The organism is Micromonospora sp. NPDC050695, from assembly GCF_040654415.1.
In the GTDB taxonomy this organism is placed as follows: domain Bacteria; phylum Actinomycetota; class Actinomycetes; order Mycobacteriales; family Micromonosporaceae; genus Micromonospora.
Genome location: NZ_JBFAHZ010000028.1, coordinates 1 through 26,516 on the forward strand (window position 1 = coordinate 1; position 26,516 = coordinate 26,516).

Annotated in this window: 26 protein-coding genes and 1 pseudogene; 16 read left to right on the top strand and 11 right to left on the bottom strand. The window is 72.6% G+C overall.

The genetic code is table 11. The features are described 5' to 3' along the window. Positions 1 to 387 precede the first annotated feature (387 nt). Positions 388 to 792: a VOC family protein gene (locus AB0H52_RS20605; protein WP_192580487.1), complete on the top strand. Its 405-nt coding sequence runs from the start codon at positions 388 to 390 to the stop codon at positions 790 to 792. Then, positions 789 to 1,209: pseudogene (locus AB0H52_RS20610) on the top strand (VOC family protein). Before AB0H52_RS20605 ends, AB0H52_RS20610 begins: the two are co-directional and overlap by 4 nt. Before the next feature lie 64 nt (positions 1,210 to 1,273). Here AB0H52_RS20610 and AB0H52_RS20615 read toward each other — a convergent pair. The 4 genes from AB0H52_RS20615 to AB0H52_RS20630 all read right to left on the bottom strand — a co-directional run bounded on the left by AB0H52_RS20615 (position 1,274) and on the right by AB0H52_RS20630 (position 6,877). Further along, positions 1,274 to 2,008, bottom strand: a complete 735-nt coding sequence (locus AB0H52_RS20615; protein WP_151492762.1) for a DUF3824 domain-containing protein — start codon at positions 2,006 to 2,008, stop codon at positions 1,274 to 1,276. Positions 2,009 to 2,177: 169 nt separating this feature from the next. Next, the gene (locus AB0H52_RS20620) at positions 2,178 to 4,247 is read right to left on the bottom strand and encodes a 3-hydroxyacyl-CoA dehydrogenase NAD-binding domain-containing protein (RefSeq protein WP_357949301.1); all 2,070 of its coding nucleotides are present in this window, start codon (positions 4,245 to 4,247) and stop codon (positions 2,178 to 2,180) included. Further along, a complete protein-coding gene (locus AB0H52_RS20625) occupies positions 4,244 to 5,440 on the bottom strand; it encodes a thiolase family protein (RefSeq protein ID WP_357949304.1) in 1,197 nt (398 codons plus the stop codon). Before AB0H52_RS20625 ends, AB0H52_RS20620 begins: the two co-directional genes overlap by 4 nt. Before the next feature lie 105 nt (positions 5,441 to 5,545). Beyond that, positions 5,546 to 6,877, bottom strand: a complete 1,332-nt coding sequence (locus AB0H52_RS20630; RefSeq protein ID WP_151492759.1) for a ribonuclease D — start codon at positions 6,875 to 6,877, stop codon at positions 5,546 to 5,548. Positions 6,878 to 7,086: 209 nt separating this feature from the next. Here AB0H52_RS20630 and AB0H52_RS20635 point away from each other — a divergent pair, with 209 nt between their 5' ends. Together AB0H52_RS20635 and AB0H52_RS20640 are read left to right on the top strand one after the other, a co-directional pair. Beyond that, on the top strand, positions 7,087 to 8,349 hold the full coding sequence (locus tag AB0H52_RS20635) for a trypsin-like peptidase domain-containing protein (protein ID WP_357949307.1): 1,263 nt from the start codon (positions 7,087 to 7,089) through the stop codon (positions 8,347 to 8,349). A gap of 171 nt (positions 8,350 to 8,520) precedes the next feature. Continuing rightward, a complete protein-coding gene (locus tag AB0H52_RS20640; RefSeq protein ID WP_151492757.1) occupies positions 8,521 to 9,312 on the top strand; it encodes a hypothetical protein in 792 nt (263 codons plus the stop codon). Between the two features lie 168 nt (positions 9,313 to 9,480). Here the strand turns inward: AB0H52_RS20640 and AB0H52_RS20645 are convergent, their stop codons facing one another. After that, entirely contained in the window at positions 9,481 to 10,053 is a 573-nt protein-coding gene (locus AB0H52_RS20645; RefSeq protein ID WP_278123608.1) for a DUF3000 domain-containing protein, read from the bottom strand. 137 nt (positions 10,054 to 10,190) lie between these two features. Between AB0H52_RS20645 and hemE the strand changes: the two genes are divergently transcribed. From hemE to hemQ, 3 genes are read left to right on the top strand one after another with little or no spacing between them, the layout of a single operon-like run. Further along, positions 10,191 to 11,288, top strand: a complete 1,098-nt coding sequence (hemE, locus tag AB0H52_RS20650) for a uroporphyrinogen decarboxylase (RefSeq protein WP_151493178.1) — start codon at positions 10,191 to 10,193, stop codon at positions 11,286 to 11,288. Between the two features lie 6 nt (positions 11,289 to 11,294). Further along, on the top strand, positions 11,295 to 12,704 hold the full coding sequence (hemG, locus tag AB0H52_RS20655; RefSeq protein ID WP_151493179.1) for a protoporphyrinogen oxidase: 1,410 nt from the start codon (positions 11,295 to 11,297) through the stop codon (positions 12,702 to 12,704). After that, positions 12,701 to 13,402 (top strand): hydrogen peroxide-dependent heme synthase, encoded by a 702-nt coding sequence (hemQ, locus tag AB0H52_RS20660; protein WP_151493180.1) that lies wholly within the window; start codon positions 12,701 to 12,703, stop codon positions 13,400 to 13,402. Before hemG ends, hemQ begins: the two co-directional genes overlap by 4 nt. 51 nt (positions 13,403 to 13,453) lie before the next feature. Here the strand turns inward: hemQ and AB0H52_RS20665 are convergent, their stop codons facing one another. The 4 genes from AB0H52_RS20665 to AB0H52_RS20680 form a co-directional block, all read right to left on the bottom strand. Continuing rightward, entirely contained in the window at positions 13,454 to 14,551 is a 1,098-nt protein-coding gene (locus tag AB0H52_RS20665; protein WP_357949311.1) for a lytic polysaccharide monooxygenase, read from the bottom strand. Between the two features lie 118 nt (positions 14,552 to 14,669). Beyond that, complete coding sequence (locus AB0H52_RS20670) at positions 14,670 to 15,137, bottom strand: GNAT family N-acetyltransferase (protein WP_151492306.1); 468 nt, start codon at positions 15,135 to 15,137, stop codon at positions 14,670 to 14,672. A 24-nt stretch (positions 15,138 to 15,161) separates the two neighbouring features. After that, on the bottom strand, positions 15,162 to 16,133 hold the full coding sequence (locus tag AB0H52_RS20675; RefSeq protein WP_151492305.1) for a DMT family transporter: 972 nt from the start codon (positions 16,131 to 16,133) through the stop codon (positions 15,162 to 15,164). A 180-nt stretch (positions 16,134 to 16,313) separates the two neighbouring features. Beyond that, entirely contained in the window at positions 16,314 to 16,574 is a 261-nt protein-coding gene (locus AB0H52_RS20680) for a Prokaryotic metallothionein (RefSeq protein ID WP_151492304.1), read from the bottom strand. 154 nt (positions 16,575 to 16,728) lie between these two features. On the opposite strand from AB0H52_RS20680, the gene AB0H52_RS20685 reads away from it, so the two are divergent. The 3 genes from AB0H52_RS20685 to AB0H52_RS20695 all read left to right on the top strand — a co-directional run bounded on the left by AB0H52_RS20685 (position 16,729) and on the right by AB0H52_RS20695 (position 18,495). Beyond that, positions 16,729 to 17,004 (top strand): isoamylase early set domain-containing protein, encoded by a 276-nt coding sequence (locus tag AB0H52_RS20685; RefSeq protein WP_357949316.1) that lies wholly within the window; start codon positions 16,729 to 16,731, stop codon positions 17,002 to 17,004. A gap of 106 nt (positions 17,005 to 17,110) precedes the next feature. Then, positions 17,111 to 17,854 (top strand): lytic polysaccharide monooxygenase, encoded by a 744-nt coding sequence (locus AB0H52_RS20690; protein ID WP_357949318.1) that lies wholly within the window; start codon positions 17,111 to 17,113, stop codon positions 17,852 to 17,854. 62 nt (positions 17,855 to 17,916) lie between these two features. Continuing rightward, positions 17,917 to 18,495: a DUF305 domain-containing protein gene (locus AB0H52_RS20695; RefSeq protein ID WP_151490314.1), complete on the top strand. Its 579-nt coding sequence runs from the start codon at positions 17,917 to 17,919 to the stop codon at positions 18,493 to 18,495. Positions 18,496 to 18,546: 51 nt separating this feature from the next. On the opposite strand, the gene msrB is transcribed toward AB0H52_RS20695, so the two are convergent. Further along, entirely contained in the window at positions 18,547 to 18,951 is a 405-nt protein-coding gene (gene msrB / locus AB0H52_RS20700) for a peptide-methionine (R)-S-oxide reductase MsrB (protein WP_088990835.1), read from the bottom strand. Positions 18,952 to 18,998: 47 nt separating this feature from the next. On the opposite strand from msrB, the gene ligD reads away from it, so the two are divergent. Then, on the top strand, positions 18,999 to 20,021 hold the full coding sequence (gene ligD, locus AB0H52_RS20705; RefSeq protein WP_151490315.1) for a non-homologous end-joining DNA ligase: 1,023 nt from the start codon (positions 18,999 to 19,001) through the stop codon (positions 20,019 to 20,021). Here the strand turns inward: ligD and AB0H52_RS20710 are convergent. Then, positions 20,018 to 20,260: a hypothetical protein gene (locus AB0H52_RS20710; RefSeq protein WP_151490316.1), complete on the bottom strand. Its 243-nt coding sequence runs from the start codon at positions 20,258 to 20,260 to the stop codon at positions 20,018 to 20,020. The genes ligD and AB0H52_RS20710 overlap by 4 nt on opposite strands. Before the next feature lie 181 nt (positions 20,261 to 20,441). On the opposite strand from AB0H52_RS20710, the gene AB0H52_RS20715 reads away from it, so the two are divergent. The 5 genes from AB0H52_RS20715 (at position 20,442) to AB0H52_RS20735 (ending at position 26,516) form a co-directional block, all read left to right on the top strand. Beyond that, positions 20,442 to 20,813 (top strand): DUF2975 domain-containing protein, encoded by a 372-nt coding sequence (locus AB0H52_RS20715; RefSeq protein ID WP_357949322.1) that lies wholly within the window; start codon positions 20,442 to 20,444, stop codon positions 20,811 to 20,813. After that, positions 20,813 to 21,028, top strand: coding sequence for a helix-turn-helix transcriptional regulator (locus AB0H52_RS20720; protein WP_151490317.1), 216 nt, complete (start codon positions 20,813 to 20,815; stop codon positions 21,026 to 21,028). Before AB0H52_RS20715 ends, AB0H52_RS20720 begins: the two co-directional genes overlap by 1 nt. Continuing rightward, positions 21,025 to 21,180, top strand: a complete 156-nt coding sequence (locus tag AB0H52_RS20725; protein WP_192580289.1) for a hypothetical protein — start codon at positions 21,025 to 21,027, stop codon at positions 21,178 to 21,180. The genes AB0H52_RS20720 and AB0H52_RS20725 overlap by 4 nt, the downstream gene beginning before the upstream one ends. Before the next feature lie 108 nt (positions 21,181 to 21,288). Beyond that, the gene (locus AB0H52_RS20730) at positions 21,289 to 24,474 is read left to right on the top strand and encodes an FtsX-like permease family protein (protein ID WP_357949325.1); all 3,186 of its coding nucleotides are present in this window, start codon (positions 21,289 to 21,291) and stop codon (positions 24,472 to 24,474) included. After that, entirely contained in the window at positions 24,471 to 26,516 is a 2,046-nt protein-coding gene (locus tag AB0H52_RS20735; protein WP_357949328.1) for an FtsX-like permease family protein, read from the top strand. The genes AB0H52_RS20730 and AB0H52_RS20735 overlap by 4 nt, the downstream gene beginning before the upstream one ends.

The following is a 26,516-nucleotide window of genomic DNA, read 5'->3' on the forward strand; positions in this document are numbered from 1 at the left end:
TGATCCGGATCGAACCGCCGAAACGTCTTCGCACTACCCACGACTGGTCAACGACCGACCACCCCGAACGAAGCGTTACTGACCCACGCTCCTAGTGGTGGGCAACACCGGTTTCGAGGTGGATCAGCCGACGTGCCGGGGCTGGTCGAGCCGTTCCGGCGTGGCGGACGGGAACGAACCGGGACGCGCCGGCGGTGACCGGTCCGGTGCCCACGGCCGGCTGAAGGGGGTTGCGCGCGGCGCACGGCCGGTGACAAGATCGCTGGCGTCAGCTCGAGATGAAAGGGGGTGCGTCGATGTCCAGCAACCATAACTCCGCACCCCGGGTCCTCGTCGGCTGAAGTCCCGGAGGCGGAGCGTCCCCATCCAAACCTGGAGGGAACACCCGTGTATCCACGGATCCGCAACATTAGCTTTGACTGTCATGACACGTACGCCCTGGCGGGCTTCTGGGCCGAGGTGCTCGGGTACGCCCGGCACTCCGAGGACTTCCCGGGCGACCCGGAGGCTGCCCTGCTGCCGCCGGACGACGCCACCGCGAACCTGTTCTTCCAAGAGGTGCCGGAAGACAAGGTGACCAAGAATCGGCTGCACATCTGCCTGGAGCCGGTCGACCGGACCAGGGACGAGGAGGTCGAGCGGGTGCTCGGTCTCGGTGCCAGCATGGTCGTCGACCGACGCCGCTCCGACGGGACCGGTTGGGCGGTGCTCGCCGACCCGGAGGGCAACGAGTTCTGTGTGGTCCGCAGCGCCGGGGAGCGTGTCCCCACCACTGTGGAGGAACATCTGTGAGTTCAATCGTCCACAACATCAGCATCGACTGTGCCGACACGTACGCGCTCGCCGGCTTCTGGTCGCAGGTCTTCGACTGCCCGATGCAGCCCGACGACCTTCCCGGTGACCCGGAGGCGATGCTCCTGCCGCCGGGCGGCCCGGAGGTGCTGTTTCTCGCCGTGCCCGAGGGCAAGACGGTGAAGAACCGGCTGCACCTGGACCTGCAACCCGCCGATCGGAGCCGGGCCGAGGAGGTCGAGCGGCTGCTCGGCATCGGCGCGACGCTCGTCGCCGATCACGTCAGCCCGACCGGCGGAGGTTTGGGTGGTGCTCGCCGACCCGGAGGGCAACGAGTTCTGCGTGCTCGGTAACGCGGCCGAACGGGCGGCGGCGGCAGCGGCTCGGGCCGTAGCGGTGGTCGCCGAACCGGCCTGACCGTCGACGTACGGCACGGGGCCCCGGCCACCCGAAGGTGGCCGGGGCCCCGGTTACCCGCCGATCAGGAGCGCTGTTCGATCTCGCCCCGGATCGTGGTGAACTCGGCCTTCGCCTGCTCGGCGGACTTGAAGTACAGGATCACGAGGCCCTGGCTGCCCCGGTCGGTCCACACGCAGACGCCGAGCGGCACGCCCTCGGCCTTGCCGTCGCCGCAGCGCGCCTCACCGCCGAGCGGGCCGGCCTCGATCGTCGCCATGTTGGTCAGGCTCAGCTCACCGGTCAGCTCGGTGACCGAGGTATCCATCTCCTTCTTCGGGTCCTGGACCAGCCCCGACGCGGCAGCGATCATGATGAGGTCCTGCTTGGCGGGGTCGCCGTAGAAGGCGCCCACGGCGCTGGTCTCGCCCTGCACCGTCGACTTCATCTCGGTGACCATGCCGTCGGCGGCGCGCTGCAACTGCGGGTCGGTGTTCTTCGCCCGGCCGGCGAGGGTGGCCGGCGCGACCACCCGGGTCTTGGTGGCGTCGACGACGTCGCCCACCTCGTCCTTGACCGCGAACCAGGTGATCGCCGCACCGCCGAGGCAGAGCACCAGCACCACGGCCAGCACGATCAGGATGATCTTGCCGACCTTGGACTTCTTCGCCGGCGGCGGGCCGACGGGAGCGCTCGGGTCGCCGTACGGCTGACCCGGCTGCGGGGCCGGGAAGCCCTGCTGCTGCGGGAAGCCCGACTGCTGCGGCGGGTGAGGGGAATCGTGCGGCGGGCCGTAGGGGGTGGCCGGCGGCTGGGACATCAGTCAGCTCCAAATTCGGGTGGACAAGCGGGTGATCTTAACCCGGTGGTAGGACATCCCGTCGCCCCGATCGCAGGTCCCGACCGTCGCAGGTGCCGAAACGTGATCGCGGTGGCCGGTCCGTCCAGGAGGGACGGTCCGGCCACCGCGACGGTGAAGCAGTGAGCGGTCAGGCGGGCAGGCTCGCCGCCCCGCGCGGCAGGATCCGCCGGCCGGTGACCCGCTCGCTGGTGCCGGTCCGGTCCAGGTACGGCGTGACGCCGCCCAGGTGGAACGGCCAACCAGCACCGAGGATCATGCACAGGTCGATGTCCTGCGCCTCGGCGACCACACCCTCGTCCAACATCAGCCGGATCTCCTGCGCCAGCGCGTCCAGCGCGTTCTGTCGTACCTGCTCGGCGGTCAACGGCTGGTCACCCACCACGAGCAGCTTCGCGACCTCGTCGTTGACCTGGTCGTCGACCACGATCGGCTGACCCGAGTCGGCGATCCGCTTGAGATTTTCGCTGACCCCGAACCGGTCCGGGTAGGCGGCGTGCAGCGTGCCGCCCACGTGGTAGGCGACGGCCGGCCCGACCAGCTGGAGCAGGGCGAGCGGGCGCATCGGCAGGCCCAGCGGGTCCAGTGCGCTGTTCGCCACGTCCAGCGGGGTGCCGGCGTCGACGGCCGCGAAGACGGTGCCCAGGAAGCGGGTGAGCAGCCGGTTCACCACGAACGCCGGAGCGTCCTTGACCAACACGCTCGACTTCTTGAGCTGCTTGCCCACCGCGAACGCGGTCGCGAGGGTGGCGTCGTCGGTGCGCTCACCCCGGACGATCTCCAGCAGCGGCAGCACGGCCACCGGGTTGAAGAAGTGGAAGCCGACCACCCGCTCCGGGTGCTCCAGCTCGGCGGCCATCTCGGTGATGGACAGGCTGGAGGTGTTGGTGGCGAGTACCGCCTCCGGGGAGACGATCTTCTCCAGCTCGGCCCAGACCTGCTTCTTGACGCCCAGGTCCTCGAAGACCGCCTCGATGACGAAGTCGGCGTCCGCGAAGGCGCTCTTGTCGACCGTGCCGCTGACCAGGCCGTACAGCTTGGCGGCGGTGCCCTTGTCCATCCGGCCCTTGGTGACGGCCTTCTCGATCTGGGTGTGCACGTAGCCGACGCCCTTGTCCACCCGGGACTGGTCCAGGTCGGTCATCACCACCGGCACCTGGAGGCGGCGGGCGAACAGCAGCGCCAACTGGCTGGCCATCAGGCCCGCGCCGACGATGCCGACCTTGGTGATCGTGCGGGCCAGGCCCTTGTCCGGTGCGCCGGCCGGCCGCTTGGCGCGCCGCTGCACCAGGTCGAACGCGTACAGGCCGCTACGCAGCTCCTCGGAGAAGACCAGGTCCGCGAGGGCCTCGTCCTCGGCGGCGGTGCCGGTCGCGAAATCCGCGTCCTTCGCCGTCTCCAGCAGGTCGAGCGCCTTGTACGCGGCCGGCACCGCGCCGTGCAGCCGCTGGTTCAGCGTCTCCCGCGCGAAGTAGAGCACGCCGGCCCACATGTCCTTGTCGACCTCGGGCCGGGTGACGGTGACCTGGCCGCGCACCACCCCGGCGGCCCACTCCAGGGACCGCTCCAGGAAGTCCGCCGGCTCCAGCAGCACGTCCGCGATGCCCAGCTCGGCGGCCTGCTTCGGCTTGAGCATCTTGTTCTGCGTCAGCGGGTTCTGGATGATCACCTGGGTGGCGGCGGGGATGCCGATCAGGTTCGGCAGCAGCTGGGTGCCGCCCCAGCCGGGCACCAGACCCAGCGACACCTCGGGCAGGGCGAGCGCCGCCGCGCCACCGGACAGCGTCCGGTAGTGGCAGTGCAGCGCCAGCTCCAGGCCGCCGCCCATCGCCGCGCCGTTGACGAACGCGAACGTGGGCACGGTGCTGTCCTTGAGCCGGGCGAAGACCCGGTGGCCGAGCCGGCCGATCTCCAGCGCCTGCGCGCGGTCGGCGAGCTGCGGCAGGCCGACGATGTCCGCGCCCACGCAGAAGATGTACGGCTTGCCGGTGACCGCGATGAACGCCGGGTCGGCGGCGAACGCGGCGGTGATCGCCTCGTCCAGGCTGGCCAGCCCACCCGGGCCGAAGGTGTTCGGCTTGGTGTGGTCGAAGCCGTTGTCCAGCGTGATCAGGGCGGCCGGGCGGTCCAGCCCGGGTACGTTCACCTGACGCAGCAGCGCCTTGGTGACGACCTCGTTCGGTGCGGCCAGTGCGCTCACTTGTCGCCCTCCGTCCAGTGCGGGTTCTCCCAGATGACCGTGCCGCCCATGCCGATACCGATGCACATCGCGGTGACGCCGTAGCGGACCTCGGGGTGCTCGGCGAACTGGCGTGCCAGCTGGGTCATCAGCCGCACGCCGGACGACGCGAGGGGGTGACCGATGGCGATCGCACCGCCCCACGGGTTGACCCGCGGGTCGTCGTCGGCGATGCCGAAGTGGTCGAGGAAGGCGAGCACCTGCACGGCGAACGCCTCGTTCAGCTCGAACAGGCCGATGTCGTCGATGCTGAGCCCGGCGAGGCGCAGCGCCTTCTCCGTCGACGGGATCGGGCCGACACCCATCACCTCCGGTTCCACCCCGACGAAACCGAACGACACCAGCCGCATGGCGACCGGCAGGCCCAGCTCGCGGGCGGTGGCCTCGTCGGCGAGCAGGCTGGCCGTGGCGCCGTCGTTCAGCCCGGCCGCGTTGCCCGCGGTGACCTTGCCGTGCGGGCGGAACGGGGTCTTCAGGGTGGCGAGCTTCTCCAGCGAGGTGTCCCGGGGGGCCTCGTCCACCGTGGCCAGACCCCAGCCGCCCTCCGCGTCGCGGATGGACATCGGCACCAGGTCGTCCTGGAGCTTGCCGTTGGCGTACGCCTTCGCGGTCTTCTGCTGCGAGGCGAGCGCGAACGCGTCGGTGCGCTCCTTGGTGATGTGCGGGACCAGGTCGTGCAGGTTCTCCGCGGTGGCGCCCATGACCAGTGCGGACGGGTCGACCAGCTTCTCCGCGATGATGCGCGGGTTGGGGTCGACGCCCTCACCCATCGGGTGGCGGCCCATGTGCTCGACACCGCCGGCGATGGCGACGTCGTACGCGCCCATGGCGATGCCGCTGGCGACGGTGGTCACGGCGGTCATCGCGCCGGCGCACATCCGGTCGATGGCGAAACCGGGAACGGTCTTGGGCAGACCGGACAGCAGCGCGGCGGTGCGGCCGATGGTGAGGCCCTGGTCGCCGATCTGGGTGGTGGCCGCGATGGCGACCTCCTCGACCCGCTCCGGCGGCAGCTGCGGGTTGCGGCGCAGCAGTTCACGGATGCAGCGGATCACCAGGTCGTCGGCGCGGGTGTTGGCGTACATGCCACCCGCCTTGCCGAACGGGGTGCGGACGCCGTCGACGAAGACGACATCCCGGACTTCACGGGGCACTGGAGCCTCCTAATCGACCACGGCAGGTTCTCCCCGGATGCTACTCGCCAGTAACCAGCCCCGTCCCGACCCTCCGCTGTGGCCCACCCCACACCGGCCGGGGGCCTACCCCTGGGCTGGCTGGGTCGGCGAGAGGGCCTCGGCCAGGTCGGGGGCGAGGAGGGCGATCTGCCATTCGCGGGCGTTGAACCCGCGCAGGGTCTCCGCCACCGTGTCCTCGGTGACGTCCTCCGGCGGAGTCCACGCCAGCCGCCGGACCGAATCCGGGGTGATCAGGTTCTCCGGAGGCAGATTGTGCTCGCCGGCGATGCGGACCACCACCTCCCGGGAACGGGCGAGCCGACCGGCCGCCACCGGATCCCGTTCGGCCCACCGGTGCGGCGGAGGTGGACCCTCCACCGTCGGCGTCACCGGCAGCTGGTCGTCCGGCAACTGCCGGGCGTCGTCGAGTGCGGCCAGCCAGGTGCGAGCCAACCGGCGTACCGATCGACCGCCGAAACCGGGCAGCGTCAGCAGCGTCTTCTCGTCCTTCGGATCCAGCTCGGCGGCGGCGATGATCGCCGAGTCGGGCAGCACCCGACCGGGCGCCGAGTCCCGCCGGGCCGCGATCTGGTCCCGGGCGTACCACATCGAGCGCACCCGGGCCTGAGCCCGCGCCCCGCGTACCCGGTGGATGCCCGAGGTGCGTCGCCAGGGCTCCGCGCGGACCCGGGGCGGGCGTGCGCCGGTACGGACCAGCGCGGCGAACTCCTCCGCGGCCCACGCCGACTTGCCCTGGCGGGCCAACTCGGCGGCGAGCGCGTCGCGCAGGTCGGTCAGCAGTTCCACGTCGAGCGCCGCGTAGGTCAGCCACGACTCGGGCAGTGGCCGGCTCGACCAGTCGGCCGCCGAATGGTGCTTCTCCAGGGTGAATCCGAGCAACTGCTCGGTCAGCGCGGCCAGGCCGACCCGCTCGAATCCGGCCAGCCGAGCGGCCAGTTCCGTGTCGAACAGACGGCGCGGACGCAACCCCACCTCGGCGAGGCAGGGCAGATCCTGACTGGCCGCGTGGAGCACCCACTCGGCCTCGCCGATCACTGCGTCCAGTGCGCTCAGGTCAGGCAGCGGCAGTGGGTCGATCAACGCCGTGCCGGAGCCGGCCCGACGGAGCTGGACCAGGTACGCCCGTTGGCTGTAGCGGTAGCCCGAGGCCCGCTCGGCGTCCAGGGCGACCGGGCCGCTGCCGGCCGCGAAACGGGCCACGACCTCGGCAAGCTCGGCCGGCGCGGCCACCGGATCGGGGGTGCCGTCACGCGGGGCGATCAGCGGAACGGGCCCACCGTCGGTCGGGTCGGCTCCCTCGCCCGCCGGCTGCGGCTGGGCCGACGGCGGGTGGTGGGGGGCGGTGCCCGGAAGGTCTTCGGCGGGCCGACGGCGCAGGGGTGGTTCGTCGGTCACCTGTCAACCCTAGTGCGCGCGGTGATCCGGTGGGTGCAGCCGGTCCGGTGCGTGTCGGTCAGGTGTCCAGAAGGTGTCCTTTCGGATGCCGGACATCGGGGGAGACAAAGCCCTTTCGCGCAGGTACGGTCCATCGAGCCGCCGGCCCGGGTACGCGTGACACGCGGGTCGCTGGCGGCACGGGGAGACCACGGGAAGGCAAGACGATCATGACGGCTGGCTTCGGTTCGGGGGACGGACGACCGGCGGGCGCCGAGCCTGACGGCGTGGGCGGGCCGACCGGCGAGCGGCCGGGGCCACTGCCACCGCGCATCGAGCCGCACCCCGGTGCCGCGCCGACCTGGTCCGCTGCCCCGACCGGCGACGCCGATCCGTCCCGGGTCGTTCCGACCCCGCGTACCGGCTGGTCCGGCCCACCCAACACCGGCCAGTGGGGTGGCCCGCAGCCGTCCCCCGTCGCCGCCCCGGCGCCGTACGCAGCCCCCGGCAACCCCGCAGCGCACGGTGCCGGCGCTCCGACGGTGCCGCCGAGCGCTGGCGGCCACCCGTCACCCGCGCCGAGCTTCCCGGGCGGTTACCCGCAGCAGCCCGGCGGCCCGGCCAGTGCCCCGCCGCTCGCGACCGCAGGCCACCCGGGCGGTCCCGCGCAGCCCGGCTGGCCGGGTGCCGCACCGCCGCCGCTCGCCGGGGCGCCGCGTCGCCGCTGGCCGGTCGTGCTCGCCACGCTGCTCGTGGTGGTTCTGGCGGCGGTGGCCGGCGTGCAGGCGTACCAGCTCGACCGCCTCGGCGACCGGCTCGCCGACACCGACCGGCGGCTGGCGCAGGCCCAGGACGGCGACGGCACCCGCTTCGACGCTCTGGAGAAGCGGGCGGAGGCGCTGGAGAAGCAGGCCGGCGCCGCGTTCAACCCGGAGGCGGTGGCCAGCGCGGTGCTGCCCAGCGTGTTCCGGGTCCGGGCCGGCCAGTTCACCGGGACCGCGTTCGCGGTCGGCAAGCCGGCGGCCGGCGGCGGGACGAACCTGTTCACCAACTTCCACGTGGTCGAGGCGGTGTGGGACGGCGGTGGCCGCGAGGTGTTCCTGGAGCGCACCGACCAGCGCTTCCCGGCGACCATCGTGAAGGTCGACAAGACCAACGACGTGGCTCAGCTGCGGACCAGCGGAAAGTTCACCGGCCTGGTGACCGCCCCCGCCGCCGTGAAGTCCGGCCAGCAGATCGTCGTCGTCGGCGCTCCGCTCGGTCTGGAGGACAGCGTCACCACCGGTGTGGTCAGTGCGCTGCGCTCCGCGTCGGGCGGCTCCGGGCCGTCCATCCAGTTCGACGCTCCGATCAACCCGGGCAACTCCGGCGGGCCGGTGATCAACGGCAGCAAGCAGGTGGTCGGCATCGCCACCGCCAAGGCGCGCGACGCCGAGGGCATCGGGCTGGCCGTACCGATCAAGGTCGCCTGCGACGGCTTCAAGATCTGCTGACCCCGATCTGCTGACCCACGGTCCGGCGTCGGTGCCGGTTCCGCTCCACCACCCACGGCCGGCACCGGCCGTTCCCGTTCCCGCCCGGGTCCACGGACCCGGACGATCTCGCCGCTGTACCCGGACCGTCGCGCCCACCGGCGGGTGGTCCGCTCACCTGGAGGAATAGAGATGTCCCAGCCATCGAACGGACCGGACGGGCTTCCGTCGGCCACCCCGACGCCGCCGACCGGCGACCCGACCGTCCAGTACTCGGCGGGCGCCGAGCCGACCGTCCAGTACCCGGCGGGCCAGCCGGTGCCGCCGCAGTACGCGCCCGGTCAGTCCGCACCGCCGTACGGCGCGGCCCAGCCCGCGCCGTACGGCGCCCCGCAGGCCGCGCCCAACTACCCGGCCAGCGCCCCGCCGTACGCCGGGCAGGTCTCCGGACCACCGGTTTCCGCCCCCGGCTACGCCCCGCCGATGTCCGCGCCGCCGGTCTCCGGCCCGGCCTACGGGCAGCCGATGTCGGCCCCGCCGGGGATGCCGCCGTACGGGGCGCCGCCGGCCGGCCGGAGTCGCACGGTGCTGGTGTTGGCGGTGGTGGCGGCGCTGCTCTTCGTCGTCAGTGGCGTGATGACCGGGCTGTTCGTGACCAAGAACAGCGAGCTGAACCGGACGGAGAAGCGCCTCACCGGTCAGGTCAGCCAGCGTGACGGCACGATCAGGGCCAACACCACCGAGATCGCCAAGCTGAGGACCGACCTGCAGGCGATGCAGGACAAGCTCGACAACACCGAGCAGGACCTGACCGGCACCCGCAACGACCGTGACGAGCAGGCCCGGCAGAAGAAGGTCATCGCGAGCTGCCTGGACAAGCTGACCACGGCGCTCGGCGCGGCGGCGGCCGGCAACAAGGGCGCGTACGACAGCGCGATGAAGGGCCTCGACAAGGTCTGCGACGAGGCCGAGAACTACCTGTAAGAGGGCATCCCGCCCCGCCCGCCCGCCACCCGGTCGATCATGAAGTTGTGGTGCCCCACGAATGCCCCGCCGAGGGACATTCCGCCCACCACAACTCCATGATCGACTCGTGAGGGGCGGGGGCGGGGGCGGGGCGGGGCGGGGCGGGGCGGGATAACGGGGTGGGGGTTAGGCGGTGGTGGCGGGGCGGCGGTCGGCGAGGGCGGTCACCCCGGGTGGGGGGAGGCCGGCCGTCGAGGCGAGCAGGGCGCACCAGCCGAGCAGGTGGGGGGCCAGGTCGTCGTCGACCGGCGTCCACGAGGCGCGGATCTCGATGTCACCGGCGGTCGGTGGGCCGGCCAGGTCGCCGAACCGGGTCGACATGGTCTGGGTGACCGTCCCGCCGATCGCCCGGTGACCGGCGTCGTGGGCGTCCAGCGCGTCGGTGAGCCACGTCCAGCCGACACCGGGCAGCAGCGGGTCGGCGGCCAGGTCGACCTCCAACTCGGCGGTCACGTAGGTGACCAGCCGCAGGGTGCCCTGCCACGCCTCGTGCCCGACCGGATCGTGCAGCAGGATCAACCGCCCGGTGGCCACCTCGTCGCCGTCGCGCAGCACGGCCGCGGAGAGCGCGAACGCGTACGGAGCCAGCCGTTGGGGTGCGCCGACCTCCTCGAGGGTGATCTCCGGCCGGGGCGCCGCGGACCGCAGCCCGGCGACCGCGCGGGCAAAGGTCTCCGGGAGCGCGATCGGGGGGGCCATGTTGGCAGCCTATGCCGCCGTCGGCCCACCCGCTTCGACGGCGCGCCGACGCTCCCGTTGGGCGCCGGAGTGTGTAACGGTGCCCTTCCTCTCACCCCCACCCGGTCGGAGGTGGGGGGCGTGGCACGATTGCGGCGATGACCACGGAAGCCACGGGCACTGCCGCCCGAGACGGAGACCCACGCCCCGGCGGACCGGCCGACTCGCCCTTCATCCGGGCCTGCCGGCGCCGTCCCGGCCCGCACACCCCGGTCTGGTTCATGCGCCAGGCCGGCCGCTCACTGCCGGAGTACCGGGAGATCCGGGCGAGCGTGCCGATGCTGGAGTCCTGCCGTCGTCCGGAGTTGGTCACCGAGATCACCCTCCAGCCGGTGCGCCGGCACGGCGTGGACGCGGCCATCCTGTTCAGCGACATCGTGGTGCCGGTCGCGGCGGCCGGCATCGACCTGGACATCGTGCCGGGCACCGGCCCGGTGGTCGCCGAGCCGATCCGCACCGCCGCCGACGTCGCGCGGATCCGCCCGATCACCCGCGACGACGTCCCGTACGTGGACGAGGCCGTCCGGCAGTTGGTGGTCGAGCTGGGCGACACCCCGCTGATCGGGTTCGCGGGCGCGCCGTTCACCCTCGCGAGCTACCTGGTCGAGGGCGGGCCGTCGCGGACCCACGCGAAGACCAAGGCCCTGATGTACGGCGATCCCGAGCTGTGGCACGCGCTCTGCGCCCGGCTGGCCGAGGTGACGCTTGCCTTCCTGCGGGTGCAGATCGAGGCCGGCGTGTCCGCGGTGCAGTTGTTCGACTCGTGGGCCGGCGCGCTCTCCGAGGCGGACTACCGCCAGTACGTGCTGCCGCACTCGACGGCCGTGCTGGGCGGCCTGGCTGACGCCGGGGTGCCGCGCATCCACTTCGGGGTGGGCACCGCCGAGCTGCTCGGTGCGATGGGTGAGGCCGGCGCGGACGTCGTCGGCGTCGACTGGCGTACCCCGCTGGACGTGGCCACCGGCCGGATCGGCCCGGACCGGGCGGTGCAGGGCAACCTGGACCCGACCGTGCTGCTCGCGCCGTGGCCGGTGGTGGAGGCCGAGGTACGACGCATCCTGGAGCAGGGCCGGGCGGCCCCCGGGCACGTGTTCAACCTCGGCCACGGCGTGCTGCCGGAGACCGACCCGGACGTGTTGACCCGGGTGGTCGCGCTGGTGCACGAGGTTTCCAACCGCCGGGCCGACCAGGGCTGAGCAGCGATGCGGCAGCCCTGGCGGGTGGCGGTGGTCGGCGGCGGGATCGCCGGGCTGGCCGCCGCGGTCCGCCTGCGCGACCGCGCGCCGGCGGGCACCGAGATCACGGTGTACGAGCAGTCCGGCGCGCTGGGCGGCAAGCTGCGCACCGGTGAGGTGGCCGGTGAGCCGGTGGAGTTCGGCGCCGAGTCGTTCCTGATGCGCGACCCGACCGGTGCCGAGAGCGCGGCGGTGGTGTTGGCCCGCCGGCTCGGGTTGGCCGAGCGGATCGTGCACCCCACGGTGGGGCAGGCCGCGCTGGTCGTCGACGGGGGGCTGCGCCCCATCCCGGGCGGCACGCTGGTGGGCGTACCCGGGGATCTGGACCGGGTGGCCACGGTCGCCCGCCCGGCCGCGGACGCCGACACCGACGGTGGCCGGCCGCTGGTCGGGCCGGACGCGGACGTCTCGGTGGGCGCGCTGGTGCGGGCCCGCTTCGGCGACGAGGTGGTCGACCGGCTGGTCGACCCGATGCTGGGCGGTGTGTACGCGGGCCGCGCCGACGATCTGTCGCTGGTCACGACGATGCCGGCGCTGGCCCGTGCGGCCCGGGTGGAGCACACCCTCGTCGGCGCGGTCCGGGCGGCGCAGGCCGCCGCTCCGCGCGCTCCCGGCACCCCGGTCTTCGGCACCCTGGCCGGTGGGTTGAGCACGCTGGTCGAGGCGGCGGTGACGGCCAGCGGGGCGACGGTGCGATCCGATGCCGCCGTCCGCGAACTCACGCCGACCGGCACGGGGTGGCGGCTGACCGTCGGCCCGACCCGTGACCCGGAGTTCGTCGACGTGGACGCCGTGGTGCTGGCGGTGCCGGCCCGACCGGCGGCCCGGCTGCTCGCCGGCCCAGCGCCGGCGGTGGCGGCGGGCGTCGGTGAGCTGGACTACGCGAGCGTCGCGCTGGTCACCCTGGCGTTGCCGCAGCCGCGACTGCCCGAGCTGTCCGGCTTCCTGGTGCCGAGCACCGAGGGCCTGCTGATCAAGGCGGCGACGTTCTTCACCACCAAGTGGGGGCACCTGCGCCGGGCCGACGGGCTGGCGCTGGTGCGCGCCTCGGTGGGCCGTTACCGCGAGGAGGCGCAGCTCCAGCGCCCGGACGCGGACCTCGCGGCGACCGTGCACCGGGAGCTGTCGGCGGTGCTCGGCACCCCGCTGCCCGCTCCGGTCGACGGGCACGTGCAACGGTGGGGTGGTGCGCTGCCGCAGTACGCGCCGGGGCACGCCGACCGGGTCGCCGCCGCGCGGACGGCGTTGCGGGCGGCGCACCCCACCCTGGTCCTCGCCGGCGCCGGCTACGACGGCGTCGGCATCCCGGTCTGCGTCCGCTCCGGCGAGACGGCGGCCGACGAGATCATCACAGCACTGGGAGGATCGGCGAGATGACCGAGCAGACCAACGCGGCCCGCCTGCGGGAGCTGAACGACAGCATCCGCTACACGATGTGGTCGGTGTTCCGGGCCAGCGCTCCGCTGCCCTCGCTGCGGGACAACGTCACCGGTGAGGTGGTGGCCCTCTTCGACGAGTTGGCCGGCAAGGATGTGGTGGTCCGCGGCGTGTACGACGTCTCCGGGCTGCGCGCCGACGCGGACGTGATGATCTGGTGGCACTCCGCCTCCAGCGACGCGCTGCAGGACGCGTACCTGCGGTTCCGGCGTACGACGCTGGGCCGGGCCCTGACCCCGGTGTGGTCGCAGATGGCGCTGCACCGGCCGGCGGAGTTCAACAAGAGCCACATCCCGGCGTTCCTCGCTGGTGAGGAGGCTCGCCCCTACCTGTGCGTGTACCCGTTCGTCCGCTCCTACGAGTGGTACCTGCTGCCCGACGCCGAGCGGCGCGAGATGCTGGCCGAGCACGGGAAGATGGCCCGCGGCTACCCGGACGTGCGGGCGAACACGGTCGCCTCGTTCGCGTTGGGCGACTACGAGTGGATGCTCGCCTTCGAGGCCGACGAGCTGCACCGGATCGTCGACCTGATGCGGGACCTGCGCGCCTCGGGCGCCCGCCGGCACGTCCGCGAGGAGGTCCCGTTCTACACGGGCCGCCGCCGCTCGGTGGCCGAGATCGTCAACTGCCTGGTCTGAGCCCCGCCGGCCGGCGCCGCACCCCCGCCCGGGTGCGGCGCCGGACGGGGATCAACTGGTCGTGGTGCAGGAGACCAGCGGAGCGGGGTTGCTGCCGTTCCACGAGCCGAGCAGACCGAAGGTGGTGCTGGCTCCGGCGGCGAGCGCGCCGTTGTAGTTGACGTTGCGCGCGGTGACCAGTGTGCCGTTGCTGGTGACGGTGGCGTTCCACGCCGAGCCGACCTGCTGGCCGTTGGCGTAGTTCCAGCTCACCGACCAGCCCCGGGTGGGCGAGCCGCCCGCGGTGACCTTCACCTCCGCCTGGAAGCCACCGGCCCACTGGCCGGTGATCTGGTACGTCGCCGTGCAGGCCCCGGCCGGCGGGGGAGTCGTGGGCGGCGGCGTGGTGGGCGGGGGCGTGGTGGGCGGCGGGGTCGTCGGCGGCGGCGTGGTGGGCGGCGGGGTGCTCGTCCCGCCGAACTCGACGTCACTGCACAGGTAGTACGACTGGTCCAGGTGGCTGGCCTGCCAGACGGTGTAGACGATGTGCCGTCCGGTGCGTCCGGGCGCGCTGACCGGGATCTGGATGGAGACGCCACCGGTGTCCGGGTTCCACTGCGAGGCCGGGGTGTTGCCGATCTGGCCGGCCAGCTCCAGGTCGTCCCAGCCGAGCGGCTCGGTGAGGGCGTTGAAGCCCTGCTTGGTCACGTACACCCGGATGTAGTCGGCGCCGTGACTGGCCTGGTCGAAGAAGCGGAGCCGGAAGTTGTTCGACACCGAGGTGGTCTTCCACGCGCCGATGGTGTCCAGCGCGTTGTAGCGGGGGCTCTGGGTGCGCCCGCCGCTGCACAGCTGGCCGTTGGGGACGGCGCCCTGGTGGTTGCCGGCCACTCCCTCGCGGAACAGGCCGTTCCAGTTCCACATGGCGGCCGGGTCGGCCTGCCAGGCCTGCCAGCACATCGGGTCCTCGGTGGCCATCCGCGGATTCTGGAAGTCGCTGCCCCAGCGTTGCCAGCAGCTGTAGTTGCGCGAGGCCGGGTCGACGACCGAGCCGTGCGCCGAGGCGGGCTGGACCAGCGCGACGGTCAGCGCGGTGGTCAGCAGGAGCGTGGCGGCCGCCGCGACGGCGAGCGGCCGGAGCACGCGTGGTGATCGGGCGAGAGTGGACATGGAGCCCCCGGGGGGATGAGGTCGGACGACGACGCCCGGACTGCCGGGAGATGCCCGCTCCCGTGCCTACTCGCTGGCTCCCGCGATGGCTCTACCCGGCACGATGCCAGGCAGATCGTCAGACGTCAATGGCTGACGTCGTCGGCGCGGGGCGACTCATCGGGGTGTGCGGGATGCCGTCCTCGACGTAGTCCGGGCCGCTGACGGCGAAGCCGTGCCGGCGGTAGAACGGGACCAGGTGCGACTGGGCCTCCAGCACGCAGGGCCGGTTGCCCACCACCTCCAGCGCGGCCGTCATGAGCCGGCCGGCGTGCCCGCCGCCGCGCGCGGTCGGGGCCACCACCACCCGACCGATCCGGGCGCCGTCCGGGTCGGCGAGAATCCGCAGGTACGCCAGCGGCGCGCCGCCGTCGGTCAGCCAGAGGTGCCGGGTGCCCGGCTCGACGTCACGCCCGTCGAGTTCCGGGTACGGGCAGTTCTGCTCCACCACGAACACGTCGATGCGCAGCTTGAGCAGGTCGTGGAAGGTGCGGGCGTTCAGGTCGGCGAAGGAGGCCGTACGGATCTCGGTGGTCTGTTGGGGCATGCACCGATGGTAGGCCGGGCGGGTTCACCCGGCGTCCGTGCTCTGCCGGACCGGGTGGTCGGTCGCGCGAGCAGGTGCGAGGTAGGTGGCGGCCACGGCGGTGAGCAGCAGCGCGCCGCCGACGACGACCGGCGGGGGCAGCGGCTCGTGCAGCAGCGCCACCGCCAGCGCCGCGGCGGTGAGCGGTTCGAGCAGGGTCAGGACGGCGGCGACGCTGCCCGGCGTGGTGCGCAGGCCGGCGTAGAACAGCGCATACGCCACCGCGGTGGTGACCACGCCGAGGTGCAGCAGCAGCGCCACGGTGTCGGGGCGGACCGGGACGGCGACGCCGGCGGTCAGGGCCAACGGCGCCAGGGTCAGCGCGCCGACCACGGTGGAGATGGTGGTCAGTGTCATCGGCGCGGTGCGCTGCGACACCTGGCGGCTGATCAGGGTCGTCACCGCGTACCCCAGACCCGACCCGGCGGCCGCGAGCAGGCCGAGCAGCGGCGCGGGCGCCGTGGCGGTGGGGTCCGCCGTCGCCCCGGTGATCAGGGCGAGGCCGGTCACGGCGGTGACCAGGGTGCCGAGGCGCAGCGGACCGGGGATCCGGCGGGCGCGCAGCGACTCCCAGGTCGCGGCGAGCACCGGCGCCAGGCCCAGGCTGACGACGGTCGCCACGCTGACTCCGGCGAGCGCCACGGCGGCGAAGTAGAGCGCCTGGTAGAGGCCGAGCCCGACGCCGGTGAGCAGCAGCGGTACGGGTGCCGCGCGCAGGGCGGCCACGATGGTGCCGAGCCGGCCCGCGGTGCACGCCAGCAGGACGAGCGCGGCGATCGCCAGGCGGTGGAAGCCGATGCTCACCGGGCTGAGCCCGGTGCTCTCGCGCAGCAGTTGCACCGCGACGCCGGTGGTGCCCCACAGCACTCCGGTGACGGTGATCTGGATCAGGCCGGTGCGGGCCTGGCTGACGGCCGGGGCCGGGGCGGCCGGCGGCGCGGTTCGGGAGGTGGACACGGATGCGCTCCGAAGGGTGAGCCGTTGACGGGGACGACGTCGACGGAGCGCGTACGGCGAACTGGCCGGGCCGGGTCGGTCACCCGGTCGGCGGGAGGCGCGGCGCTCCGCTCAGGAGCGCGGCGGGGGCAGGACGCCCAGGTACGGCCGCATGGCCACGACCGTACCGTAGGGCTGCGCTCAGGCGGGACGCGCGCCGACGGCGTCGCGGATTTCGGCGCCCTCGGCGCCCTCGACCGAGCGGGCGCAGTGCCCGCAGCAGAAGAAGCGGCCGTTGACCTCGACGCCGTGCCCGACGATCTTGATCTGGCAGTGCTCGCAGATCGGTGCCATCCGGTGGATCGCGCACTCGAACGAGTCGAAGGTGTGCACGTCGCCGCTGACGGTGTGCACCTCGAACGCCATCCAGTAGTCGTTGCCGCAGACCTCGCAGGTTGCCACGGTAAATCCCCCGTATCAGGACATGTAGGTACAGAATCCCGCAGTTTGGTCTTGCTCGTGGCGGAATGTCGCCGCACGGGCGTTCGGCGGCGTGTCGGCGTTGGCGTGTCGTCCGTTATGCCGGATGAACCGCCGCAACCCCCGGAGGATCACCGTGATCAAGCGCAACAGACTCTTCGGCAGTCAGACCCGGGTCACCTTCTGCCTGCCCGGGGACACCCCACCCGGGCCGGTGAGCGTGGTGGGCTGCTTCAACGAGTGGGAGCCCGGCCGGCACGAGCTGGTGGCCCGCCGCGACGGCACCCGGACGGTGACGGTGAAGCTCCCGCCGGGGGGGTACCGCTTCCGGTACCTCGCCAGCGGCGGCGTCTGGCTGGACGACGAGTCGGCCGACGAGGTCGACGATCGCGGCAGCCTGCTGCGACTCTGACGAAAAACTCGTCACCATCGATGTATTTATCGACCAGGCTCTTTACTGTTAACAAAGTTTAAATTACGTTGAGGGCACCTCACCGCACCTGCAAAGGAGCTGCCCGATGCGTCGAACAATCACCGTCCCGCTGGTGGCGGCGGGCGCCGTCGCCGCCACTCTCACCGTCTCCGCCCCCGCGCAGGCGCACGGCTACGTCTCCGCCCCGCCGAGCCGGCAGGCGCTCTGCGCGCAGGGCCGGGTGCCCGACTGCGGACAGATCAAGTACGAGCCGCAGAGCGTCGAAGGCCCCAAGGGTCTGCGCAGCTGCAACGCCGGCATCGCCCAGTTCGCCGTCCTCGACGACGACAGCCGCGGCTGGCCGGCCACCTCCGTCGGCTCCTCGCTGACCTTCACCTGGGTCAACACCGCCCGGCACGCCACCAGCAACTGGGAGTACTGGATCGGCAACACCCGCGTCGGCGTGGTCAACGGCAACGGCCAACAGCCGGGCGCGACCGTCTCGCACACGGTCAACCTGGGCGGCTTCTCCGGGCGGCAGAAGATCCTCGCGGTGTGGAACATCTCCGACACCGCGAACGCCTTCTACTCCTGCATCGACGTGCAGATCGGCGGCGGAGGCGGGCCGACCCCCACCCCCACCCCGACCACCTCGCCCACCCCACGACCCACCCCGACCGCCACGCCGACGACCCCGCCCGCGCCGGGTGGCAGTTGGACGACGGGCCGGGCGTACCAGGTCGGCGACCAGGTCACCTACGGCGGACTGACGTACCGCTGCCGGCAGGCGCACACCGCCATCCCCGGCTGGGAGCCGCCGAACGTACCGGCGCTCTGGCTTCAGGTCTGACCGCGCGGGGGCGGTCGACGGCCGCACCCGTGCCGCCACCTCGCGAGATCGGAGCACCCGGCATGCGGTGTACCCCTCTGGTGTCCCTGCTCGCCGCCCTGCTGCTCACCGGCGCCTGCGCCGGGCCACCCACCCCGGCCGGGCCGCGGCCCGCGCCAGCGCCCCCGGCCGGGTCGGCGCTGGCCGGACCGGCCGCCGGTGAGGTGATGAGCGGCATCGACGTGGTGTTCCTGGGCACCATGGTCGGGCACAGCGAACGCACCCTGCAGATCGTCCGACTGGCCCGCGACCGGCTGCGCGACGACGCGCTCCGCACCCTCGCCGCCGCCATCGAGGCGACCGAGGCCGACGAGCTGACCGCCATGCGGGGCTGGCTGCCCACCGAAGGGCCGGGCGCCAGCGTGACCGCCCACCACCACGACGGGCACGGCGACGACGCCGCGCTCGACCGGCTGCGGGCCGCACCGGACGCGGACGTCGACCGGGTGCTGCGCGAGGTGCTCGCCGACCACCAGCGGGCCGCCGCCGACCTGGCCCGCGCCCAGGTCGACGTCGGCCGCAGCGACCAGGTCCGCGACCTTGCCCGGCGCATCGAGCGGTCCCGGACCGCCGAGGTCGAGATGCTCAGGGGTACGCCCTGAGCGCGTCGACCGCTCCCGGGCCGCTGTCGGACCGCTCCCGGACCGCTCAGGTCAGCGGGGTTCCAGCCGGACCGAGATCGAGTTGACGCAGTGCCGGGTGTCCTTCGGAGTGAAGCCCTCGCCGTGGAACACGTGCCCGAGGTGGCTGTCGCAGCGGGCGCAGCGGATCTCCGTACGCGCCATGCCGAGGCTGCGGTCCTCGATTTCCTTGACCCGCCCCGGGATGGCGTCGTCGAAGCTCGGCCACCCGCAGTGCGAGTCGAACTTCGTGTCGCTGGAGAAGAGTTCCAACCCGCAGGCGCGGCAGTGGTAGACCCCTTGGGTCTTGGTGTCCACGTACTCGCCGGTCCACGGACGTTCGGTGCCGGCCTCCCGCAGGACGTGGAACTCCTCGGGGGTCAACCGGACCCGCCACTCGTCCTCGGTGCGGGGCAGCTCGTTGTCGTCAAGACTCACCCGTCAACGGTACGTCGAACGTCGGGGCTGTGGCATATGGTCGCGAGATGGCTGGGACCAAGGCGGCGGTCACCGAGGTCGAGGTGGCCGGGCACAGCGTGCGGCTGAGCAGTCCGGACCGGGTGATCTTCCCGCAGCGGGGCTTCACCAAGGCGGACGTCTTCCACTACTACCTCGCGGTCGGCGACGGGATCATGCGCGCCCTGCGGGACCGGCCCACCACGCTGCAACGTTTCCCCGAGGGCGTCGAGGGTGAGGCGTTCTTCCAGAAACGGGTGCCCACCCGGGGCGTGCCGCCCTGGGTGACGACCGCCCAGATCACCTTCCCGAGTGGTCGCGGCGCGGCGGAACTCTGCCCGGTCGACCTCGCGCACGTGGCCTGGGCGGCGCAGATGGGCACCATCGTGTTCCACCCGTGGCCGGTGCGCGCCGCCGACGTGGACCGCCCCGACGAGCTGCGCATCGACCTCGACCCGCAGCCCGGCACCGACTTCGCCGACGCGGCGCGCGCCGCCGGTCAGGTCCGAGCGGTCCTCGACGAGCTGGGCGTGCCCGGCTGGCCGAAGACCTCCGGCGGTCGCGGCGTGCACGTCTACCTGCGCATCCAGCCCCGCTGGACGTTCACCGAGGTGCGCCGGGCCACCATCGCGCTCGCCCGGGAGGTGGAACGCCGCGACCCCGACCTGGTGACCACCGCCTGGTGGAAGGAGGAGCGCGGCAGCCGGGTCTTCGTCGACTACAACCAGATGGCCCGGGACCGGACGATCGCCTGCGCGTACTCGCTGCGCGCCAACGCGCGGGCCACCGTCTCCACCCCGGTCACCTGGGTCGAACTGCCCGACGTCGACCCCGACGACTTCGACCTGCGCACCGTCCCGACCCGACTGGCCGAGCGGGGCGATCCGCACGCCGGCATCGACGACGCCCCGTGGGACATCACCCCTCTGCTGGAGTGGGCCGACCGCGACGCCGCCGCCGGCCAGGGCGACCTGCCGTACCCGCCCGACCACCCGAAGATGCCGGGCGAGCCCAAGCGCGTGCAGCCCAGCCGCGCCAAGCGCACCCCCTAGCTCCGTTCTCCCGAGGGCGGCCGGGCCGTCCACGCCACGAACCTGTCGAACAGCTCCCGAGGGTCGGGTACCCCGTCCGGGTTCAGCTTCAGCAGGTCTGCCGTCGCCTCGAACAACTGGCTCGCCAGGTCGACCGACAACCCCACCCGATCCCGCCGGTACTGCCTGGTCAGCAGCAGTCGGGCCGGCGGGCACGGCCAGGCGGCCGCACAGACGAGATACAGCCACCGCGGGCGCATCGGAGGGGCGGATCGCCCAGGCGCGTGCAGGCCATCCACTCCTCCGTCGGCCCTTAACGAGCGAAAATCAATGCATGTTTGTTGAACGTCGAGCGGTGTCCGCTCTCCGAGCATTTCTCGTGGTGCTGTTCGGGATCCTTGTCCTTTTCAGACCCTCTCGCTGCCGGGGCAGTTCGCGCACATGGCGCAGGAGTCGCCACAGGACGCGTACCTCCGGTGGCCGGCGACGATCGTGACGGTCTTCTGGGTGCTCTGCGTTCAGGTGGTGATCGTCGCGACGTGGCAGCTGCTCAGCCTGGTCAAGAACGACCGCATCTTCACCGAGGCGTCGCTGAAGTGGGTGGACGCCATCGTCTGGGCCATCGCCGCCGCGTGGCTGGTGCTGGTGGGCGTCTTCCTCTACGTGGGGTTCAATGCGGATGATCCCGGGCTGCCGCTCCTGCTGTTCCTGCTGACGGTGGGCGTCACCGTGCTGGGGCTCCTCATGGTGGTCATGCGCGCCCTGCTGCGGCAGGCCACCACGCTGCGGACCGACCTGGAAGCGGTGATCTGATGCCCATCGTCGTCCGGATCGATGTCGAGCTGGCCAAACGCAAGATGAGCGTCGGCGAGTTCGCGGAGCGCGTCGGGCTCACCCCGGCAAACGTGGCGGTGCTGAAGAACGGCCGTGCCAAGGCCGTCCGTTTCAGCACCCTCGAAGCGATGTGCCGGGTGCTCGAATGCCAGCCCGGGGACCTGCTCGAATGGATCGAGGAGGAGACCCCATGAGGCACGTCGTCGCCATCGCGGCCGTCGTCCTCGGCGTCGCCGCCGTCGTGTACGGAGGAGTCGACGACTCGCCGGGCCTCCAGCTCATCGGCGCACTGCTCGTCGTGAGCGCGATCGCCTTCGCCGTACGGGCCGCCCGACGCGGTACGTGACCCCCTCGACTGTCCTGGCAATAACGATCATGTAACGGGCACGAACCTTTTCCCGTAGGTGACCTGTCTTGAAGGTCGTCGGCCCGCCAGGGCCAGGGGAGGCGTCGGATGAAGCTGGTGTGGAGGCGGGCCCGCGAGGCGCGGGGTCTGCTGGTTGCCGCGGTGCTCGCCGCCCTGGTCGCCGTAGCGTTGGTCACCGGTCTGTCGGACTACAACCGCCGTGCGGTGGACGCCGGGCAGCGCGCGTTGGTCGCGGCGTCACCGGTCGAGGAACGCGGCCTGTTGATCACCGGGTCCGGTGGTCGCGACGCCGCCGAGTTCGCCACGCGCGACGGCGCGGCGCGAGCACAGCTCGCCGACGGGCTCGCCGGCGTCCCGGTCGCCGTCTACGCCGCGCGGTACGGCACCGGCCGGGAACTGACCGGCGATCTCGGCTCGGTGCCGCGCAAGGGCGGCGAGCCGATCTTCGCCAACCTGGCCACCCTCGACGACCTGACCGCACACGCCGAGCTGACCGGCGGCGCGTGGCCCCGCCCCGGCGCGACGCCGGCCCAGGTGAGCCTGCCGGAGCGGGTCGCCACGACACTCGGCCTGACCGTCGGCGACCGGATTCCGCTGCGGGACCGCTCCGCCGAGAAGGCCAGCGAGGTGGTGCTCGCCGGCACCTGGCGACCCCGCGACCCGGCCGAGGCGTACTGGCTGCTGGCCCCCGGGGTGGGGACGGGCAGCGCGGGATCGGCCACCTCCTACGGGCCGTTCGCGCTCGACCCGACCGACTTCGCGACCCTCTTCCCGGGCTCGGTGACGGCGTCCTGGCTGGCCGAACCGGACCTCGGCGGCGTCGACACCGCTGACCTGCCCGCCGTACGGGCCGCCGTGAGCGCGGCCGCGGTCGCGGTGCCCGAGGCCGCCGAACTGGGCAGCTCGGGGCAGGTCGCGACGAAGATCGACCGGCTGCTGGACCGGATCGCCCGGGCCGATTTGGTGGGTCGCTCCGCGCTGGCCACTCCGCTGCTGCTCATCCTTGTGCTTGGCGGCTACGCGCTGGTGCTGGTCGCCGCCCTCCTGCACGAGGACCGTCGCCCGCAGACCGCGCTGCTGCGCGCCCGCGGCGCAGCCCGCCGCCAACTGGCCGGCCTCGCCGCCCGGGAGGCGACCCTGGTGGTGGCCCCGGCCGCGCTGCTCGGACCGGTGATCGCCGGCGAGGCGCTGCGATTCGTCCGGCCCGGGGGCGCTGCGGAACTCTCCACCGCCGGCGGTAACACCACCCTGATCTGGGCGGCGGCCGCGGCGACGGCGGCGGGCTGCCTGGTGGCCATGGTCGCGCCGACGCTGCGGGGTTCCGGCACGTACGTCGCCGACATGGCCGCCCGATCCCGGCCGAACCGGTCGGCGAGCATCCAGCGCGCGAGCGTCGATCTGGTGCTCGTCGCCCTCGCCATGCTCGCCTGGGTGCAGCTGCGCCGGTACGCCTCACCGCTCGCCGGCTCGAACGGCCGGCTCGGCCTAGACCCCCTGCTGGTCGCCGCACCCACCCTCGGCGTGCTCGCCGGGGCCGTGCTGGCACTGCGGGTGCTCCCACCGCTCACCCGGTTCGCCGAACGGTTCGTCGACCGGCGGCCGTGGACGGCCACCATGCTGGGCATGTGGCAGGCCGGTCGGCGTCCCCACGCCGGACCCGTGCTGCTGCTCGCCCTCGCCGTCGGCGGCAGCACGCTCGCCTGGTCCCTGGTCAGCACCGGGCAACGGTCCCAGGTCGAGCAGGCCGGCCACACGGTCGGCGCCGACCTGCGGGTGACCGAGCGCGGCGGCGCCGCCCCGGTGAACCGGGCCGGTGAACTCGCCGCGCTGCCGGGCGTACGCCGGGCGCTGCCGGTGTGGCGCGACGAGGTGCGGGTCGGTCGCGGAGATCTGCCCGTCACCGTGATCGGCTTCGACTCGGCTGGTGCGGAGGGCGTCGTCCGGCTCGCCGACCGGCTGAGCGACGATCCGCCGGCGACGCAGTACCAGCGCATGACCGCAGCGCGGGGTGCTCCTACCGGCGTCGAACTGCCCGCCGGCACCCGGGCGATCACCGGTACGGCGCGCACCCCCGTGGACTGGGCCCCTCGCCTGCTGAACGTCGGCGTGACACTGCTGGTCACCAGCAGCGACGGGACGGCCTTCCGGCTGCCGGCGGTCAACGCCACCAGCGACGGACGACCCGCGCCGTTCACCGTGCAGCTACCGGACGTGGGGGGTGCGCGACTGCGGCTCGCCGGCTTCGAGGCCGCCGGCGGAGCGGACGCCGGGACCTCGTACCGGCTTCAGGTGGACGGGCTGACGCTGGTCGGCGCGGACGGCGTCAAACAGCCCGCCGCGCTGACCGGGGCCTGGGGCGCCATGGCCGGCGGTAGCCCGCCCGCCCGGGCGCGGTCCAGCGCGCAGGGCGTCGTCGCCGACTACCCCGTGGACATGATTCCCGGTGGGCGGACCGCCTTCCATCCGCCCACCCGGTTCGCCATCGTGCCCGCCGGAGCGATCACGCCCGTTCCGGTCCTGATGACGCCCGGTGTGCCCGACGCGATGAGCCTGCACACCGGCGACACCTTCACCCTGGTCCTCGCCGGCGCGTCCGTGCCGGCCCGGCTGATCGGTGAGCTGGACTCCGTGCCGACGACTTCGGGCCAGGGTGTACTCCTCGACCTGCCCACGGCCGTCGATGCGCTGATTCGCAGTGGTGGAATCGTCCGGAACACACCCGAGTGGTGGGTCGGTGCCGACGACCCGTCGGCCGCCACCCGCGCCGTCGAGCAACTGGCCGGCGTCACCGTCCTCGACCGGCGGGCCGAGATCGAGGCCGCCGCCGTCGACCCGTACTGGCGGGGTTCCCGCACCGGGATGCTCGCCGCCGCGCTCGGCACGGTGCTGCTCGCCCTGGTCGGCCTCATGGTCGACGTGTGGGCCACCGCCCGGCGTCGGCTGAGTGAGTTCGCCGTGTTGACTACCCTCGGCGCGACCCCCCGGCTGCTGGCCCGGGCGCTGCTGGCCGAGCAGACCTTCCTGGCCGGCATCGGTGTTGGCGTCGGACTGCTGCTCGGCGCCGTGGTCGGGGCCACCATGGCCCCACTGGTCATCCTCACCCCGGCCGCCGACCGACCGATCCCACCGCCGGCATTCTCGCTGCCCTGGGCGCCCATCGGCCTGACCGCGGTCGGCCTGCTGCTGGCGGCGCTCGCCTTCAGCGCGTTCATCGCCACCGGCATCCGTCAGCGGGTGGCGGCGGTGCAACTCCGAATCGGTGGAGATCGGTGATCGTCGGTGCCGCTGTCCGGCGGGTCCGGGCGTACGGGGGGCAGTTTCTGCTGTTGGCGGCGCTGACTCTGGTGATGGTGTTGTTGATCAGTGGGGTGCCCCGGCTGGTCAACCGGCTCACCGACCAGGGCCTGCGGACACAGCTCAGCAGCGAACTGCCCGCCCGCCGGGACGTGAGCTACACGAGCAGCCTGATGAACCTGCCAGCGGGTACGATCGCGTCGTCGAGTCAGGCTCGGCTGCCCGTGCTGGAGGCCCAGTTGCCCGCGCAGGTGCGGGAGCTGGTCGACGAGCGGTGGTACAGCGCGGAAATCCAGCCCGGCCGGGTGACCGGCCCCGATCTGGCGGCTCACTACCTTAAGGTCGATCTTGGTTTTCGCGCCGTGCCCGGCGTGCGGGATGCCGCCACCATCGTCGAAGGTGAATGGCCCAACGAGACCTACGTCCCCGGCCGACCGACCGAGGTGGCGCTCGACGTCGATGTGGCCCGCAAGCTGAAGCTGCGCCGGGGCAGCGCGGTGCGGCTGCAACGAAGCGACGACCCTGTGATGCGCCCTCTGCAACCTGCTGGTAAGGCGTCCGATCTGGTGGTGGTCGGCCTCTTTCGTGCCAACGACCGTACGGACGGGATGTGGGACGGTCTACCGCAACTGCTTGAGGTCACCGATCCGGAAGGCGAGGGGTACCCGTTCATCGCCCTCGGCGTGACCGGCCCGGCGGCTCTGGACAACCTGGTCCGCAAGGGTTGGCCGGTCCGGTTCGGTTGGCGGTACCGGTTGACTGCTGATCAGATCGATGTGCGTTATCTCGGTCATCTGGTTGAGGGCCTGGATGATGCGCAGCGTGCTGTTCCGTCGGGGTTGACGTTGACGGTGGGTGTGGACGGCGCGTTGCGGGCGTTCGCCGCTCAGGTTGATGCGGCGCGCACATTGCTGGCCGTGATCGCGTCGGGCGTGTTGGCGACGTTGGCCGGGTTGATCGTGTTGGCGGCGATGCTGGCGGTGCGGCGACGTCGCTCGGAGTTCGCGCTGATCCGGGCTCGTGGTGGGACGTTCGCCGCCGGCGCACGCCGCAGTCTGGCTGAGTCGTCGCTGGTGGTGCCGGTTGCTGCGGCGTTGGGTTGGTGGCTGGGCACGCTGGTTCCTGGCGCCCCGGATCCGGTTGCCTGGTATGGCGTTGTGGTGACGGTGTTGGTGACGTTGGCGTTGCCGTTGGCGGCGTTGGGTGTGCCGGTGGGCGGCGCGGCCCGTCGTGACCTGGTGCGGGTGCCTCCGTCGGCGCGTCGGCTGACTGTCGAGGTGTCGTTGCTGCTGTTGGCCCTTCTCGGTGTGGTGTTGTTGCGTCGGCGGGGTCTCACCCTCGGCGAGGTCGATCCGCCCGACCGGTTCGTCATCTTGCCGTGGCAGGCGTTGCCGAAGCGGATTACGACGCCGGTGCCGACGGGTCTGCTGGTGGCCGGGGACCGGCTCGATGTGGAGGTGTTGCGCAGGGTCGGGAACGAAGGGCAGAGCCGGTTCCAACGCAGCGGTGCGGTGACGGGGCCGGGTCGGCCGCTCGGGGTGACCGTCGATACCCGGGTGGGTGTCCGGCACCAGTTCGCCGACGGCGGCGCGAACGGTGTCCTGGTGTTCGGTTTCGTGGGTGGTGCTGCGGGTGGGGTGGTGCTCGGTCTGTTGGCCATCGCGTTCAGTGTGTTGGCTGGTGCGCGGGCTCGGGGTCAGGTGCTGTCCCGGTTGCGCACTCTTGGGCTGTCTCGTCGGCAGTGGCGGGGGTTGCTGGTGGTTGAGCTGACCCCGCTGGTCGGGGTGTCGGTGCTGACCGGAGCACTGGTCGGCGCGGTGTTGCCGCTGGTGCTCAATCCGGTGCTCGGTCTGACCGCGTTCACCGGTGGCGTGCCGGTCCGGGTGGAGTTCGAGCCTGGCTTGGTTGTCGCGGTGGTCGCGCTGGGGGCGGTTGCTCTTGGCTTCGCGGTCGCCGTCGAGGCGTTGAACAGCCGCCGGTTGCGCCTCGGTGAGGTGCTCCGGCTCGGAGAGGAGAGCTGA

Excerpts from the sequence above, each read along its gene's own strand:
- AB0H52_RS20710 (WP_151490316.1), bottom strand. The coding sequence starts at position 20,260 with ATGCGCCCGCGGTGGCTGTATCTCGTCTGTGCGGCCGCCTGGCCGTGC.
- ligD (WP_151490315.1), top strand. The coding sequence starts at position 18,999 with ATGGCTGGGACCAAGGCGGCGGTCACCGAGGTCGAGGTGGCCGGGCAC.
- hemG (WP_151493179.1), top strand. The coding sequence starts at position 11,295 with ATGCGGCAGCCCTGGCGGGTGGCGGTGGTCGGCGGCGGGATCGCCGGG.
- AB0H52_RS20715 (WP_357949322.1), top strand. The coding sequence starts at position 20,442 with ATGGCGCAGGAGTCGCCACAGGACGCGTACCTCCGGTGGCCGGCGACG.
- hemQ (WP_151493180.1), top strand. The coding sequence starts at position 12,701 with ATGACCGAGCAGACCAACGCGGCCCGCCTGCGGGAGCTGAACGACAGC.
- AB0H52_RS20695 (WP_151490314.1), top strand. The coding sequence starts at position 17,917 with ATGCGGTGTACCCCTCTGGTGTCCCTGCTCGCCGCCCTGCTGCTCACC.
- AB0H52_RS20690 (WP_357949318.1), top strand. The coding sequence starts at position 17,111 with ATGCGTCGAACAATCACCGTCCCGCTGGTGGCGGCGGGCGCCGTCGCC.
- AB0H52_RS20615 (WP_151492762.1), bottom strand. The coding sequence starts at position 2,008 with ATGTCCCAGCCGCCGGCCACCCCCTACGGCCCGCCGCACGATTCCCCT.
- AB0H52_RS20720 (WP_151490317.1), top strand. The coding sequence starts at position 20,813 with ATGCCCATCGTCGTCCGGATCGATGTCGAGCTGGCCAAACGCAAGATG.
- hemE (WP_151493178.1), top strand. The coding sequence starts at position 10,191 with ATGACCACGGAAGCCACGGGCACTGCCGCCCGAGACGGAGACCCACGC.
- AB0H52_RS20725 (WP_192580289.1), top strand. The coding sequence starts at position 21,025 with ATGAGGCACGTCGTCGCCATCGCGGCCGTCGTCCTCGGCGTCGCCGCC.
- AB0H52_RS20670 (WP_151492306.1), bottom strand. The coding sequence starts at position 15,137 with ATGCCCCAACAGACCACCGAGATCCGTACGGCCTCCTTCGCCGACCTG.
- AB0H52_RS20665 (WP_357949311.1), bottom strand. The coding sequence starts at position 14,551 with ATGTCCACTCTCGCCCGATCACCACGCGTGCTCCGGCCGCTCGCCGTC.
- AB0H52_RS20640 (WP_151492757.1), top strand. The coding sequence starts at position 8,521 with ATGTCCCAGCCATCGAACGGACCGGACGGGCTTCCGTCGGCCACCCCG.
- AB0H52_RS20645 (WP_278123608.1), bottom strand. The coding sequence starts at position 10,053 with ATGGCCCCCCCGATCGCGCTCCCGGAGACCTTTGCCCGCGCGGTCGCC.
- AB0H52_RS20635 (WP_357949307.1), top strand. The coding sequence starts at position 7,087 with ATGACGGCTGGCTTCGGTTCGGGGGACGGACGACCGGCGGGCGCCGAG.
- AB0H52_RS20730 (WP_357949325.1), top strand. The coding sequence starts at position 21,289 with ATGAAGCTGGTGTGGAGGCGGGCCCGCGAGGCGCGGGGTCTGCTGGTT.